Genomic DNA, 14,149 nt, shown 5'->3' with positions numbered 1-14,149 from the left:
TTGATGGCTGATGAAAGAAGCGGAAAGGGCGAAGACAGCGGCAAGTTGCTGTATTGCTCCTTTTGCGGGAAAAGCCAACATGAGGTTCGCAAGCTGATCGCCGGTCCGTCTGTATTTATTTGCGATGAGTGCGTTGATCTGTGCAACGACATTATCCGCGAAGAGATTCAGGAAGCGACCACCAGTGACAGCAGCGACAGGTTGCCCACACCTCACGAAATCAAGGAAACGTTGGATGACTATGTAATAGGTCAAACCCGAGCCAAACTTGCGTTGGCTGTAGCGGTTTATAACCATTACAAGCGTCTGCGTTACGAAGACAAAAAAGGTGAAGTCGAACTAGGCAAGAGTAATATTTTGCTGATCGGACCCACCGGTAGCGGTAAGACTTTGCTGGCTGAAACGCTGGCGAGATTGCTGAACGTACCGTTCACCATTGCCGACGCTACCACATTGACGGAAGCCGGCTATGTCGGCGAAGACGTTGAGAATATCATTCAGAAGCTGTTGCAGAAGTGTGACTATGACGTCGAGAAGGCGCAGAAGGGTATCGTATATATTGACGAGATCGATAAGATTTCACGTAAATCCGATAATCCTTCTATAACGCGTGATGTGTCTGGCGAAGGTGTTCAGCAAGCGCTGTTGAAGCTGATTGAAGGCACTGTCGCCTCTGTGCCGCCTCAGGGTGGTCGTAAGCATCCGCAGCAGGAGTTTCTGCAAGTTGATACTTCGAATATTCTGTTTATATGCGGTGGCGCATTCGCTGGTCTGGAAAAGATTATTCGAGATCGCGCGGAGAAGGGCAGTATCGGTTTCTCGGCGGTAGTGAAGAGCCAGATTAGCTCTAAATCTGTTGGCGAGACGTTAAAAGACGTAGAGACCGAGGACTTGATCAAATTTGGTTTGATTCCCGAGTTTGTTGGTCGTTTGCCTGTCATCGCCACCTTGGATGAGCTGGATGAAGCGGCGTTGATTCAGATTCTGACTCAACCGCGTAACGCCTTGACCAAGCAATATTCTAAGCTGTTTGAAATGGAAAGCGTTGAAGTGGACTTCCGTGAAGACGCCTTGCACTCTATCGCCAAGAAAGCCATGGAGCGTAAAACCGGCGCGAGAGGGCTTCGCTCTATACTTGAGCAAGTTCTCCTGAAGACCATGTATGACATTCCTTCAGAGCAGGATGTTTGCAAAGTCGTCATTGACGAGGGCGTTATCGCCGGCGAGTCCGAACCAATCAAAATCTACAAAAACAGCGAACAGGCTAAATTGGCTGCTGACGAGTAGTATCTATCGCGGTAATGGTTAAATTACCGCCTGTTTTTGAAGGTTTTTGTAAAAAAAGGGGCTTTAAGCCCCTTTTTTCTAAAATATTCCTATCTTGTAATCATCCTACATTTGTATTTTGCGGCCATTGTCCCCATCATCTATATCAAGTGAAAGATAGTGACCAGCATACGGCGCGAGTAAGAAGCGCCATCAAGTTCTGAGGTGTTATATGGTTGAGGGTTCATCACCTATCGTAATCCCTTTACTGCCATTGCGTGATGTAGTTGTTTTCCCGCACATGGTGATCCCTTTGTTTGTCGGCAGAGCCAAATCTATTAAGGCTCTCGAAGAAGCAACGGAAGGCAATAAGGAAATCCTGCTGGTAGCTCAGCGTGACCCTGCGGACGAAGATCCCGGGCAGTCTGAAATATATGGCATTGGCACCGTATCAACGATCCTGCAGATGCTCAAACTACCTGACGGCACTGTAAAAGTACTGGTTGAGGGCAACTATCGCGCCCATATTGATCGCGTAGAAAACGACGATTATCTCAGTGCGAAAGTCAGTGAATTGCCTGAGCCAATTCTTTCTGAGCGTTCCGCCGATGTCCTTACTCGTTCTTTACTTTCTCAGTTCGAGCAATATGTGAAGCTGAGTAAGAAAATTCCAAATGAACTATCTGACTCATTGAGCAATATTGCTGAGCCCGGACGTTTGGCCGATACCATCGCGGCGCATTTGGAGCTTAAGCTTGAGTCCAAGCAAGAGTTGCTGGAAGTTGTGGATGTTAAGGCGCGAGTTGAAGCGCTGATGCAGCGACTAGAGAATGAGATTGACATTCTGCAAGTGGAGCAGCGTATTCGCGGCCGCGTTAAGAAGCAGATGGAAAAGAGCCAGCGCGAGTATTACCTCAACGAACAGATGAAAGCCATTCAAAAGGAAATGGGAGATCTGGGTGATGGCGGTAATGAGCTGGAGCAGCTTGAAAAACGCATCCTCTCGGCAGGCATGCCGGAAGAGGCGCGCAAGAAGGCGGAATCTGAGTTAAGCAAGCTCAAAATGATGTCGCCAATGTCGGCTGAAGCGACCGTTGTGCGTAGTTATATCGATTGGATGGTGAATATTCCATGGAAAAAGCGCAGTCGCGTTAAACATGACTTGGATGCGGCGCGTAAGATCCTGAATGAAGATCACTACGGTCTGGAAGAGGTTAAAGAGCGTATTCTTGAGTATTTGGCGGTACAAAGCCGGGTCAAGAAAATGAAGGGGCCTGTGCTTTGCTTGGTTGGTCCTCCTGGTGTAGGTAAGACTTCACTAGGGCAGTCGGTTGCAAAGGCCACCAACCGTAAGTATGTTCGTATGGCTCTCGGTGGCGTACGTGACGAAGCTGAAATTCGCGGTCACCGTCGGACTTATATCGGCTCTTTGCCTGGGAAGCTGCTGCAGAAGCTGGCGAAAGTCAACGTGAAGAATCCTTTGTTCCTGTTCGATGAGATCGACAAAATGGGCATGGATCATCGCGGTGACCCTGCGTCTGCTTTATTGGAGGTGTTGGACCCGGAGCAGAACCACACGTTCAACGACCACTATCTGGAAGTAGATTACGACCTGTCTGAGGTTATGTTCGTTTGTACTTCCAATACAATGAATATTCCGCCAGCTTTGTTGGATCGTATGGAAATTATTCGGATTCCAGGATATACGGAAGACGAAAAGGTGAATATTGCTCAGAAGTACTTGTTGCCCAAGCAAATGGTGAACAACGGTTTGCAGGAAGGCGAGATGGAAACGGATGAGCAGGCTATCCGTACGGTCATTCGATACTATACAAAAGAGGCTGGCGTACGTGGCCTTGAGCGTGAGATCGCAAAGATCTGCCGCAAAGTGGTAAAAGAAAATGTATTGCTGAAAGGCAAGAAGGGCGACGCTCGCCGCGTTACTGACGAGAATCTTGAAGATTATCTGGGAGTGCGCAAATTTAACTACGGCAAAGCGTCGTCCCAAGATCGAGTTGGGCAGGTTACTGGTTTGGCCTGGACCCAGGTTGGCGGTGAACTGCTGACAATTGAGTGCACCTCGGTGCCTGGTAAGGGCAAAGTGGTGAAAACGGGTTCGCTTGGCGATGTCATGCAGGAGTCTATTCAGGCGGCTTTGACGGTGGTGAGAGGACGTTCTCACGTGCTGGGCATAGCACCTGATTTCCACGAGAAGAATGATATTCACGTACACGTTCCCGAAGGCGCGACGCCGAAGGATGGCCCTAGCGCAGGGATTGGAATGTGCACCGCGTTGGTATCGAGTTTGACCAACGCGCCGGTTAAGGCTAACGTGGCGATGACAGGAGAGATTACCCTTCGTGGTGAGGTCCTGGCTATCGGCGGGCTTAAGGAAAAGTTGTTGGCCGCGCACCGTGGCGGTATTAAAACGGTGGTGATACCACAGGAAAATGTTCGTGACTTAAAGGAGATTCCGGATAACATCAAAAATGAATTGGAAATTATTCCAGTTACATGGATAGATGAAGTTTGGAATATTGCACTGGGGGATGACTTTGCAAATAGGTTATCTAGTGCTGAAGGGGGCGTATCGGAAAAAGATAAAAGCTCCATTAATAAAGGTGATGAAACTTCTGATGGGGCGGACCGTATAAATACGCACTAGTGGAAGAAGCTGCTTGACACGCTTTTATCCGTGTTGGTATAAATGATCGCGTTGTCAGGCAGCGTCCCACAAGGGCTGCCGGCCAATTAAAAGAAGAAAAAGGATGTACTCACGCTCTAAAGTTTTAAGTGTGTTGTATACCTGAATTCCTTCATCACCAGTCAATTAATCAATTCAAAAAGATCTAAGGGGTTTAGTGTGAATAAGTCAGAATTGATTGATGCTGTTGCTGCATCTGCAGACATCTCAAAAGCGGCTGCTGGTCGTGCTCTTGATGCTGTCGTTGAGTCAGTTACTGAAGCATTAAAAAAGGGTGAGCAGGTTACTTTGATCGGTTTTGGTACGTTCTCTGTTAAAGAGCGCGCTGCACGCACTGGTCGCAACCCGCAAACTGGCGCTACGATTAAAATCGACGCCGCCAAAGTTCCCAGCTTTAAAGCCGGTAAAGCTCTGAAAGACGCAGTCAACTAGCATCTTGTGTCCCTAGTAAAATAGGGACGCAATGCAATCGAAGGAGCGGTAGTTCAGTCGGTTAGAATACCGGCCTGTCACGCCGGGGGTCGCGGGTTCGAGTCCCGTCCGCTCCGCCAAGATCCAAGGCGCCTAAGAGCGCCTTTTTTCATTAGAACAGTACAACCAGATTTGGAAGTTAGAATTCTAAGAGGGGCGCATGCTTCAAAATATTCGGGATAACGCCCAGGGCGTGATCGCCAAGGTAATTGTCGGCCTAATCGTAATGACGTTTGCCTTCTTCGGCATTGAGTCTATCGTTGGAGGGCTCAGCGGCGAGCCCGAAGTTGCGTCAGTCAATGGCGAACCTATCACTAAGTCTCAGTTCGAACGCAAGTTCGAGAGAAACCGCCTTCAGGCTATCGCCAGCATGGGAGAGAATTACGATCCCAGCAAAATCGATGAAAACAAACTGCGTAAAACCACCCTTGATGAATTTATTACTCGCGAGGTTCAGCTACAGGCTGCGCGGGAGGCTGGTTTCGCTGTTTCTGATGCAACCATCAACAACTTTATCACTCAGTGGCCAATGGCCCAGAAAGACGGTAAATACGACAACAACCAGTTTATGGAAGCGCTGCGCAGGATTGGCATGCGTCCTATGGAGTTCCGTAAAGAGTTATCGGATGAGTTGCTGGTAGGACAGTTGCAGTCCGGGATTGCTCAAACTTCTTTTGTTATCGGGGAAGAGCTGAATGAGCTGCTGAGAATGGAACGTCAGACTCGCAGTTTTAGCTACTATCGCCTTAATGCTGAAGACGTTGCGAAAGATATTGAGATTAGCGACGCGGAAGCTGAGGAATACTACAACTCGAATAAAGACGAATTTATCCTGCCTGAGCGCATCATCGTCAACTACATTGAGTTGACTAGAGATGTATTGGTGAATCGTGCAGAAGTCAGCGATGACGAAATCAGCAAGCGTTATGAGGATGAAAAGAAAGAGTTTCATCCATCTGAACAACGCCGTGCTTCCCATATCCTGATTGAAACCTCTGATGATGTGTCTGATGAGCAGGCGTTGGCTAAAGCGCAGGAAGTTGAGCAGAAGCTAAAAGACGGCGGTGATTTCGCTGCGCTGGCGAAAGAGTTTTCAAGCGATCTAGGCTCAGCTAACGACGGCGGTGACTTGGGTTATGCTCAGAAAGGCGCTTTTGTTAAGCCTTTCGAAGAAAAACTGTTCTCCATGAATGTGGGCGATGTTTCCGAACCGGTTAAGACCGAGTACGGTTACCACATCATCAAATTGAATGACGTTAAAGCGGTTGAAATGCCAAGTCTGGAAGAGTCCAAAGACCGCATAGTCAAAGAGTTGCAGGAGCAGAAGGCGGATAGTCTGTTCGTTGAAATCAACGCCAAGCTGAAAGACATCACTTATACCGCGGATGATCTGGCTGGACCAGCTGAGGAGCTTGGTTTGACGGTACAAACGTCCGAGCCCTTCTCCAGAGAAGGCGGGCAAGGTATTTTCAGTGGTCCTCAGGTAATCCAGGAAGCTTTCTCCGCGGACGTAATAGAAGACGGCCACAACAGTCAGGTTATCGATCTGGGCAAGGAAGGAAGCCTGGTGTTGAGAAAGAAAGAGCTGTTGCCAAGCGTGCCTCAACAGTTTGCTGAAGTGAAAGAAGCGATTAAGCAGAAGCTGGCTGTACAAAAAGCGAAAGACTCTCTGGCTGCGAAGTCGGAAGAAATGGTCGCTCAGCTGAAGAGTGGCGATCTGGCTCCGGTTTCTAAAGGCGCAGATGGCGAGCAGACGGGTTGGGTGGAGCTGAATGACGCTCGTCGTTCTCAGGCTGGCGCTGCGGATATTTCCCGTTTGGCCTTTAAGCTGCCTAAGCCGGCTGAAGGTAAACCCGTTATAGAGAAGTTTGAGACAAACTTTGGTTATGCGGTCATCGTTCTGAATGAAGTGAAGGATAATACAGAAGACCTGAGCGAAGCGGAGCAAAAGACCTATAGAACCTTTATGGCGAGCCGTAACGGTCAGCGTGAATACAACGACTACAATGAGAAAGTTCAAGACACGGCGGAAATTGAGCGCCTGTAAGCTCTCGATTTAAGCTAAAAAAAGACGGCCATGCGCCGTCTTTTTTATTGTCCAGAAGAAACGTCCACTCTAAAAACGAATAGCTTGTAATAGGCGTTTTCTATGGGGTGGCGGCAGGTGGGATGGCGCCGCTATGAACCCTCTGCTAAACCTTGCTCCCTCTGGCGCTTGGCGCATAAGGGATTTTACCGATCTTGCGCTCCCGTCTAACTGAGAATTGTGTACTGGTTATCTTTACCAGAAAGGCAATTGCGGTATCTTTACTTTACAAACAGTTACGTTGTAAACCCGTAATTTCGCAGAATAAAAACGAGTGGAAATGAATGCTTCTAGTGCTCGCCGGTTCGGTGCTCGCTTTCAATATCGCCAATGAGGCGGCTATTGTTGAGCCGCAGCCTAAAGGGGTTGTGGTGTATCAACAGGCAATCAGCACTGCGGGCAATGACGTAGCATTTTTGCGTTACGACACGATGGTCGAACCAGCGAAAGAGCAAAAGTTTCGCAATATCACCAAGCAAGCCTATGACTACAGCTGCGGTTCCGCCGCACTGACTACTGTGTTGGAACATTATCTGGGACGTACTTTTGAAGAGCGTCAGATCATGGAGGGGCTGCTTCATTATGGCGACGCGGCGCGTATTGTTGAACGCCGTGGCTTTTCCATGCTCGACTTCAAACGACTGGTGACGGCGCTGGGGTATCCCTCAGGTGGTTTCAAGGCGGAAATTGAAGACTTGGCTGAGCTGGATCACCCCGCTATCGTGCCGATCCGCTATGGCGGCTTCAAACATTTCATTGTTGTTCGCGCAGTTCGCGATAATCGCGTCTTTGTGGCGGACCCCTCGTTAGGCAACATCACTTTTACGGTAGAGCTGTTCAAAGAGCATTGGGATCAGAATGTTCTCTTTATCGTCTTTCCCGGCAATACCAAGCCTGTGGACGGACTGGAATTAAGAGAAGAGGACATGCGCTATGTGGATGAGCAGACCTTCACCTTAAATGCATACCGGGAATTTCCTCAGTTTCATGAGGCGACGGAGTTTCGCATACGTAACGAACTGGAAAGACTTAAAAACAACGAAGACGGTTCAGTTAACAACACCAACAAGTATTTGCATTACAAACGCAATTAAAAAGCCCTGAAAACGTAACCGTCTGGAAAAGCTAATAAATACAATAACATTAAGGGAAAGCTAATGAAGCATTGGGTAGTATCCTGTGTTTACTGTGCGCTTACTTTTACGGCTGCTTCGCCTGTCTTAGCCGATGAGGGGCAAAACAGCGTGGACAAGGCGAGAGAGGCGTTGACCAAACAGGAGGACGATGCCGATTCCGCTAAGCAACTGGAGGAAGTGTTCCAGGCGGCCGAGAAAAACTACTCCTTGTTGAAGAAGAGCAAGATGTCATTGACCTATGCCTTTGACTACAGCTACTTCGGCGACCAGCGCCTGGACATTGACATCGTCAACGGTTCATTCCGGAATTTTGACGTCACGCCTGCGGCGCAACATACCTTCACCAACACTTTCACCTTTGACTATGGCGTACTGGATAACCTGACCCTGTCCACACGAGTGCCGCTGTCCACCAAGTACGATACTGAGACAGAGCTGAACAACTCTGATGTGGGAGACGTTTCACTGACCGCCCGTTGGCAGCCTTTCGCCTATGTTCCGGGAAAGCCGTCCTACACCCTGTTCAGCACTTTTAAGTCTAAAACCGGGGTCAGTCCATATGAGATTGACGTCAAGAGGCAGCTGTCTTCCGGGAGCGGTTACTACTCCTTTTCCGTTGGTGGCAGCTTTTCTAAAGTGCTTGATCCCGTCGTCATATTCAGCTCCGTCAGTTATACCTTTCCTCTGAAAGAGACGGATCTGAATCAGGTGCGCGGGGGGCAGAGACTGGTCTCTGTAGAGCCCGCCAATTCCCTGTCGTTATCGGCGGGCTTTTCCTATGCGCTGTCATACGATGTATCGCTGAGTGTTTCATCCCAGCTGAGCTATTCAGATGAAACCGTTCTGAGTTTCGACACTGGTAATAAAGCAGTCGCCCAGGATCAGGTCAGCAGCTTGATGAGTTTCGCTATGGGCATTCGCGTCAGTGAAACCAAAATCATTAACACCTCCGTGGGGTTTGGTCTCACAGAGGATTCGCCTGATGTAACTATCGGGGTGTCTATCCCCATCAATATCGCAGGACTTAAAGAGCAATAAGCGGGAACAACAATCAGGCAGAGTTGTAAGATGAGCTTAAATATTAATAAGAATACAAAGCTCCTGGCTACGGCGGGACTATGCGCAGCCTGCTGGAGTGGAATCGCTTCCGCCCAGCTGGCGACGAATCTGATGGTGGACCCCTATGCATTGTCGCTGGGTAACGCCGTGACGGCTGCGCCTCCTGGCGTGGCTTCCATTCACTATAATCCCGCTGGCCTGACCAAGCTGAAGGGACGTCAGCTGGCGGTAACGCTGATGGGGGTGCACGCCAATATACAGTCTGACTTCTATGCCCCAGAAGGCTATAACGTATTCGGTATCGACGGGGTGGAAAACGACCCTATATTCGATGGCGATACGGTGGCTAGAAGTCGCACGAATACCATCGCCTTGTACGTACCAGGCTTCGGCATCCAGCGTCTGCCGAAAGGTCCGCCGGCGTTGGCGCCTTCTGTGGGATTCAGTTTGAACCCGCCGGGCTCCAAGTTCACGTTTGCGAACCTGACCTACGGCCCGGAAATTCTGGGTTACTACCGGAAAAAAGACGATCCCGCCAGATATCTGGGTAAGGCGCTGTCATTGCAGCGTTTTACGTACCTGTCGCCCTCATTTGGCTATGAAATCAACGATGAGTGGTCGGTAGGGTTTGGCGTCAGCATGTCGTCTCAATCATTGGCGCTGGATACCTATACCCGTGCGCCCAACTTGATGATCGGTGTGTTGGAAGTCCTGCAGGACGCCTTCAATTGTGAGACCGGAGAAGAACCGCTGGCGCCTTTTCTCGGCCTCTGCGGTGGCAATGTGGGGCCCTGGGATGACATTGGGGGAATGAGCATTCAGGTGCAGGAGACCTTGTCTCCGAAATATCATGTCGGCGTGCTCTGGGAGCCGACGGACTGGTTCGCATGGGGGGCCAGTTATCAGAGCGAGTCCGACATGAAATTGAAAGGGACTTATGAGCTTGCGTATACCGATGACTGGTCCGGCTTCTGGCGTTCCTTCAACGGCTCGATCGTCGGGGCTATCACCGCCGGGATATTCTCACTGCCATCCGGGACTCCCCGAGAAGCGGGGCAGCTATCCATCGACCTGACTCACCCTCAGCACTTTCAAACCGGCGTGAGTGTGAAGCTGAATCATCAGTTCACTGTGAATGTGGATGTGGGGTGGACGGATTACAGTTCCTGGGACGCCTTTCTGCTCAAGTTTGATCGCAACCTGGAATTCCTGGGAGCGGCGCGTCTGCTGTCGCCTAACGCAACGGCGAACACCATGCGTTTGCCATTGGAGTACCAAGATGTCTGGAATGTGGGGGTAGGCGTTGAACAGCACCTTTCCAATCGTCTGGACCTCCGTTTCGGGGTAGAGATGCGTAACTCGCCGATCCCTCATAATCGCCGCGATATTCTGGCTCCTCTGAATGACACGGTGCTATACAGCGTTGGCATGGGGTATAAGTGGGATAGAGACACGACGGTGGACTTCAACCTCAGCTACATGCGCAGTTGGCAGTATATTCCCGCCGGCTCCAGTTTGAATCTGAACGACGACGGCATCCAGAATATTGTCTACAACCCCTATGCCGGCGTGGATGTGGAGACCAATCTGAAACTGATCATGGCGGGTATGACCTTCCGGACGGCGTTTTGAGCATGAAGACGAGTGCATTACTTCTTTCGTTGACGCTATTCAGCAGCGGCGCGGCGCTGGCGGACAGGTATTACACCTGGGTGGATGAAAACGGTCAGGTGCGCCATACGCTGATTCGAGATGGGCAACCAGCGCCTTCGCCACAGGCGCCACAGCAAACGCAGCCTGAAGCGTCTCAGCCGACGGCCGAGCAAAGTCCGGCTTCTGCTGAGGCGGCAGTTCCTCTCGTTGAGCCGGAAATTAACGCGGAGGCGACGACTCCCAACCAGACACTGGAAGTCCCTGCTACGAATGATGCTCAGGAAGTATCTAAAGGGGAGCGCTCCCAGTCTGCGCCGCCAGTGAGCCAGTCTAAATCAAGCCATCGCGAAATCATCGACGAGTCTACCTATATTGATGCGGCGGAGTTGGAAAAACGCGGCTTTGTGCGCGATGGCGATAGCCGTTTTTACACTTGGGTCGATACTAACGGGGTCATGCACACAGAAGAATATAATCCCGCCGACGCCAAGTCCAAGGCGCACATACAGCCTCTGCAACCTGCTCAGGTTGTGGCGGATGAACAACGAATCGAAAAGGCCCGTCTCCCCGAAGGCGCGGACCCCTTTGCCGCCGATTTGCTTGGCCTGAACGCGCCGGGCGCGGAGCAGGAGATCGACCTCATTTACGATCGCTGCTGTGAAAACCTGGTGAATGACGAGCGGGTTGAGCTTGAGTTTGATGATGGGGAGCTGCTGGAAATTCGCAAGGACGAGCAGGGCTACAACTTCGGCGTAGGCTACAGCTTGTATCGTGTTGTGGAGATCCCTGAAGGCAGCGCCAATCGGTTGTTGCAGTTGCGCGCATATGCGCAACCTGACGCGTTTTACCCGTCGGTGCTGGTATTGGATAGCGACTGGAAACCGGTGCGCTTCCTGCAGGATTTGCTCTATATCTACGAGCCGGAAAACTGGTTTCGTTATGGCTATCTGGAAGGTTTCCTCAGGGTAAAAACGAAGGATGAGAAGTATCTCGTCTTGTTGACGACAGGGGCGGACCTCAAAAAACGCACTGTTGCGGAAGGTGTGGCTGACAAACCGGTTGTTATCAGCCACTCCGCCAGCGGCATACTGCATCTGGCGATTTTGCCCCCTGAGTAGGCGAGAGGGGTGAGGGTTAATCCTCAGGGACGGCGGGATTGATCCATGGGAAAGAGCGCCAATAGAACAGTCCGCCGCCAGCCGGTGCTGTGCAGTTGTAGCGGAAGCGGCGCCCTTTGAACGGCGCTGCTCCGACGACGGTCACTTCATTGTTATCGACTGCACTATCGAGAAGGCCCTGTCCGCTGCCGTAGCATGTGACCTTTGCGTTCAGCTCGGTGCTGAAGCGCAATTGCGGAGGGTTGTTATCCGCAATCAGGATGTTCTGTGGCGATAGCATCTGTGCAGGCAGCGGCAATGTGCTCAGCTTTTCTTTTAACTGCGGCACGGAGCTGTAAGCGTTGGAGGCGGGAAAACGGGGCAGAGAGGTCCAATCGCTGTCAGACCCGATAGGGCCGGAGTGCTGGCCTAATCCGACGTACCCCAATGAACTCACCAACTTTTGCAGTGACGCATCGTATTCGCCGTAAGGGTAGGCGAGTAGTTTGAGTGAGGCGCCAGTCTCTTCCTCGATTCTTTTTTCCGCTTGTTCGATGTTTTGCGTGATGCGCGCGCGCCAGGCGCTGGCGTCCTCATTGGTTTTGACTTCCACCATATGGATGTGGCCCACGCCATGGTTCGCCACCACGCCGCCGTGTTTCCCCATTTCTCGGGCCTGCTCCCAGGTAATGTGCGTGCTGCGGTGATTATCAAGCGCGTCCGGATTCAGGAAAATCGTGAATGGATAACCGCGTTCCTTCAATAGCGGGTATGCGGTTTCGTAGATGCTTTTGTAGCCATCATCAAAAGTCAGCGCGACCGTTTTCTCGGGGAGGCTGCCGCCTTCCTGAAGTGTGCGAATGATCTCCGCCAATGGCAGCACTTGGTAGCCATTATCGGCGATAAACTGCATGTGCTGCCGAAAGAGCTCCGGGGTGGTGGAGGTGCTGCGCGGGGTATCGTTGCTGATGTGATGGTATTGCAGTATGTATGCGCGGGCGGGACTTTCTTGAGCCTGAGCTGATGCGCAAAACAAGACGCCGGCGGCGATTCCAAGCGCCTGAATCCGACGAGTAATTGATGTTGCGGTGAGAGAATAGCGTCCGTTATTCATAGTGAGTAATAAACCTTCAATACTTCATATGCTTCCGTGATGGCTTGAAACAACGCGGTGTCTCCGCCACGGTCCGGGTGATGTTCCATGGCGAGGCGGCGGTAGCGGGCCTTAATCTGTGTTGCGTCGCTATCTGGAGCGCATCCCAGAGTGTCCAGCGCGGACTGCTTTTGATGGGGGTGTACGTACATCAGCCAAAAATCCCTGATCAGCTTTTCCACGTCTGCGGCGCTGGTGTCGAATAGGTTTTTCGGATTGAGGTAGTATTCCGCCAAGGGGTCCGCCGCTACCGGCGCGTTGTGGTTGCTGTGAGTCTCCGCATCGTAGTGGTAAAGGGTGATGCGTACGGAGGTCATGGCGAGGACAAGATTATGTTCTTGTAACCATTTGTTTTTCAAGCGATAGAGTGTATGGAACGTCAAGAAGTGGGTCTGAAAAAGATCCAGTGGAGATTGCAGGCAGTTCTCTGAAAAAATGCTATGTGGCGGCGAGGTCAATTGTTTGATTAGGTCGTGTTCGGAAATCATTGCCGGGCCGGGGAGGAGAATCTCTGCGACGGCCTGTTCCAGTTTTTGCGTGAGATAGCGCCAACTGGTCGGTTCGCGGGAACCTTTCGTACCTGCAAGGGTCAAATCCTCTGGTATCTCTGGATGATCAAAACTCATGAGCGTAAGACTATTTTTAATCCTGATTTTTATGGGCTGGTTGTCGGGCGAAGCTGCCGCGGCGCCGAAGGCCGAGTATTGGGGCCTGTGGGACAAGGCCAATGAGCGAAACCCTGCTTTGCTAGATCATAGCACTTGGACCCATCTTCTGCAGACCCACCTTAGTGAGGATGAGGACGGCTTCGCCAGATTGTCGTACGGCGGATTCACGACGGAAGAGAAGCGTCAGTTGGATAGCTACATTGCCTCACTGACGTCCGTTGATCCCCGCGAGTATTCCAAAAATACGCAAATGGCTTACTGGATCAACTTATACAACGCCCTGACTGTGCAGTTGGTGCTGCAACATTATCCGGTAGACAGTATTAAGGAGATTGGCGGCGGCTGGTTTCGTTTTGGCCCCTGGGACGATGTCATCACCCATGTGCAGGGACAGGCGCTGACATTGAATGATATCGAGCACCGAATCCTACGTCCCATCTGGAAAGACAAGCGCATTCACTATGCGGTCAACTGCGCCAGCCTCGGCTGCCCGAATCTCTATCCTGAAGCCTTTGAGCCCAATCGTCTGGAAGAACAGTTAAATAACGCCGCGCAAAACTTCATTCGCCACCCCAAAGGCGTGGCCTTCGTTAAAGACGGCCTGCGACTGTCCTCCATCTACGACTGGTATCAAAGCGACTTCGGCACCCGGCAAGAACTCCTTGATCATCTCGCCAAGTACTCCGCGGAGCCGGAGAAAAGTCGTCTGGAAAACTATAAGGGCGGCATTGAATACGCCTATGACTGGAAGTTGAATGATGCGCAGTAGGGGAGACCTTGGTTGCCCATAAATTCAACATTCATTGTTTACAGACTGAACAAAAACTGCACTGGCGTTAGACGGGGGGATTTAGGC

11 protein-coding genes and 1 tRNA gene are annotated in these 14,149 nt (G+C 51.1%); 10 read left to right on the top strand and 2 right to left on the bottom strand.

The window, feature by feature from the left end; all coding sequences use genetic code 11:
- Nucleotides 1-3: 3 nt before the first annotated feature.
- The 9 genes from clpX (at nt 4) to ONV78_RS06760 (ending at nt 11,493) form a co-directional block, all read left to right on the top strand.
- Nucleotides 4-1,287, top strand: coding sequence for an ATP-dependent Clp protease ATP-binding subunit ClpX (gene clpX, locus ONV78_RS06800; RefSeq protein WP_127969652.1), 1,284 nt, complete (start codon nt 4-6; stop codon nt 1,285-1,287).
- Nucleotides 1,288-1,498: 211 nt separating this feature from the next.
- On the top strand, nt 1,499-3,931 hold the full coding sequence (gene lon, locus ONV78_RS06795; protein ID WP_279502106.1) for an endopeptidase La: 2,433 nt from the start codon (nt 1,499-1,501) through the stop codon (nt 3,929-3,931).
- A gap of 198 nt (nt 3,932-4,129) precedes the next feature.
- Nucleotides 4,130-4,402 carry a nucleoid-associated protein HU-beta gene (gene hupB / locus ONV78_RS06790; RefSeq protein WP_011396062.1) on the top strand — a complete coding sequence of 91 codons (273 nt, stop codon included), beginning with the start codon at nt 4,130-4,132 and terminating at the stop codon, nt 4,400-4,402.
- A gap of 42 nt (nt 4,403-4,444) precedes the next feature.
- Nucleotides 4,445-4,521, top strand: a tRNA-Asp gene (locus tag ONV78_RS06785).
- 80 nt (nt 4,522-4,601) lie between these two features.
- Nucleotides 4,602-6,488 (top strand): SurA N-terminal domain-containing protein, encoded by a 1,887-nt coding sequence (locus ONV78_RS06780; RefSeq protein ID WP_279502104.1) that lies wholly within the window; start codon nt 4,602-4,604, stop codon nt 6,486-6,488.
- Nucleotides 6,489-6,811: 323 nt separating this feature from the next.
- Nucleotides 6,812-7,621 carry a C39 family peptidase gene (locus ONV78_RS06775; protein WP_011396064.1) on the top strand — a complete coding sequence of 270 codons (810 nt, stop codon included), beginning with the start codon at nt 6,812-6,814 and terminating at the stop codon, nt 7,619-7,621.
- Nucleotides 7,622-7,684: 63 nt separating this feature from the next.
- Complete coding sequence (locus tag ONV78_RS06770; protein ID WP_216739029.1) at nt 7,685-8,701, top strand: transporter; 1,017 nt, start codon at nt 7,685-7,687, stop codon at nt 8,699-8,701.
- Between the two features lie 30 nt (nt 8,702-8,731).
- Nucleotides 8,732-10,354, top strand: a complete 1,623-nt coding sequence (locus ONV78_RS06765; protein ID WP_127969656.1) for an outer membrane protein transport protein — start codon at nt 8,732-8,734, stop codon at nt 10,352-10,354.
- 2 nt (nt 10,355-10,356) lie between these two features.
- Nucleotides 10,357-11,493 carry a MalM family protein gene (locus tag ONV78_RS06760; RefSeq protein ID WP_279502101.1) on the top strand — a complete coding sequence of 379 codons (1,137 nt, stop codon included), beginning with the start codon at nt 10,357-10,359 and terminating at the stop codon, nt 11,491-11,493.
- Nucleotides 11,494-11,509: 16 nt separating this feature from the next.
- Here the strand turns inward: ONV78_RS06760 and ONV78_RS06755 are convergent, their stop codons facing one another.
- Both ONV78_RS06755 and ONV78_RS06750 read right to left on the bottom strand, forming a co-directional pair.
- The gene (locus ONV78_RS06755) at nt 11,510-12,586 is read right to left on the bottom strand and encodes a polysaccharide deacetylase family protein (protein ID WP_279502100.1); all 1,077 of its coding nucleotides are present in this window, start codon (nt 12,584-12,586) and stop codon (nt 11,510-11,512) included.
- A complete protein-coding gene (locus tag ONV78_RS06750; protein ID WP_279502099.1) occupies nt 12,583-13,251 on the bottom strand; it encodes a DNA-J related domain-containing protein in 669 nt (222 codons plus the stop codon). The genes ONV78_RS06755 and ONV78_RS06750 overlap by 4 nt, the downstream gene beginning before the upstream one ends.
- On the opposite strand from ONV78_RS06750, the gene ONV78_RS06745 reads away from it, so the two are divergent.
- Complete coding sequence (locus ONV78_RS06745) at nt 13,250-14,062, top strand: DUF547 domain-containing protein (RefSeq protein ID WP_279502097.1); 813 nt, start codon at nt 13,250-13,252, stop codon at nt 14,060-14,062. The two genes, ONV78_RS06750 and ONV78_RS06745, sit on opposite strands and share 2 nt — an antisense overlap.
- The last annotated feature ends 87 nt before the right edge of the window (nt 14,063-14,149 follow it).

The organism is Hahella sp. CR1 (assembly GCF_029813005.1).
Taxonomy (GTDB): Bacteria; Pseudomonadota; Gammaproteobacteria; order Pseudomonadales; family Oleiphilaceae; genus Hahella.
The sequence above is the reverse complement of the archived record's forward strand: the minus strand, read 5'-3'. Positions and strand labels throughout refer to the sequence as shown.